2 protein-coding genes are annotated in these 1,291 nt (G+C 35.6%); both read left to right on the top strand.

Annotated elements, in window-relative coordinates:
• Positions 1-198: 198 nt before the first annotated feature.
• Entirely contained in the window at positions 199-1,149 is a 951-nt protein-coding gene (gene repM, locus FTV37_RS17495; RefSeq protein ID WP_151805632.1) for a replication initiation protein RepM, read from the top strand.
• The coding region (locus FTV37_RS17490; protein ID WP_147276920.1) for a plasmid replication DNA-binding protein at positions 1,142-1,291 on the top strand (150 nt) is incomplete at its 3' end. The genes repM and FTV37_RS17490, both read left to right, overlap by 8 nt.

Here is a 1,291-nt window from a genome sequence, read left to right as displayed (position 1 = left end):
TTTTTAAATGCTTTTAGATGGCTTGAAAGCATTATGAATAAAGGGTTTTAGCTCTTATATGTCCACGTTTACCTTGCAATATGTCCACGTTTACCTTGCAATATGTCCACGTTTACCTTGCAATATGTCTACGTTTACCTTGCATTAGTACACAAATAATATTAACGTGTATTTATACACAATAAAAAAATAGTGGCTATGAGAGATTTAGTCGTAAAAGACAATGCCTTAATCAACGCAAGCTATAACTTAGACTTAGTAGAACAACGTTTAATTTTATTGGCTATTGTTGAAGCAAGGGAAAGTGGGAAAGGGATTAATGCAAATGATCCATTAGAAGTTCATGCAGATAGTTATATCAATCAATTTGGTGTACACCGTAATACAGCTTATCAAGCCTTAAAAGATGCTTGTAAGGATTTATTCGCGCGTCAATTTAGCTATCAAGAGAAAAAAGCTAATGGGAATATCCGAAATGTTATGAGTCGTTGGGTATCTCAAATTGCTTATAACGACAATGAAGCAACTGTAGACTTAATATTTGCACCTGCTGTTGTTCCCTTCATAACCAGACTGGAAGAACAATTTACTAAATATGAATTACAGCAAGTTAGTAGTCTTAGTAGCGCTTATGCCATTCGCTTATATGAGCTTCTAATTCAGTGGCGAAGCGCTGGTAAAACCCCAACCATAGAACTACAAGAATTTAGAAAGAAGTTAGGCGTTCTTGATAATGAATATTTACGGATGGCTCATTTAAAAGAGCGTGTTTTAGAGCTTTCAATTAAACAAATAAATGAGCATACGGATATAACTGTAAAATATGAACAGCATAAAAAAGGTCGATCAATTTCAGGTTTTTCTTTTACGTTTAAACAGAAGAAAAAGGATAATCCATCAATAGAAAGAGATCCGAATACCTTAGACCTTTTTTCAAAGATGACCGATGCTCAACGGCATATGTTTGCAAACAAACTTTCAGAACTCCCTGAAATGGGTCGCTATTCACAAGGAACAGAAAGCTATCCTCAATTTGCTGTTCGTATTGCTGAGATGCTACAAGACCCTGAAAAAATCAAAGAACTATCCCCATACCTAAAAAAAGTGGGATACATGCCATCAAATAAAAAGGACACCGTAAATGGCTAAGTTATCACTAAGTGAAGTATCTAAAAAATTTCATGTGGATAGATCAACCATTTACAGAGCTGTACGTAATGGACGTTTATCACGCTCCAGTGATGGACAATTCGATCTAGCAGAGGTCATACGATGCTTTGGAGAACCTGAG

Origin of the sequence: Acinetobacter sp. YH16042 (genome assembly GCF_013417245.1) — a bacterium.
Taxonomy (GTDB): Bacteria; Pseudomonadota; Gammaproteobacteria; order Pseudomonadales; family Moraxellaceae; genus Acinetobacter; species Acinetobacter amyesii.
This window is presented reverse-complemented; position numbering and strand designations above follow the sequence as displayed.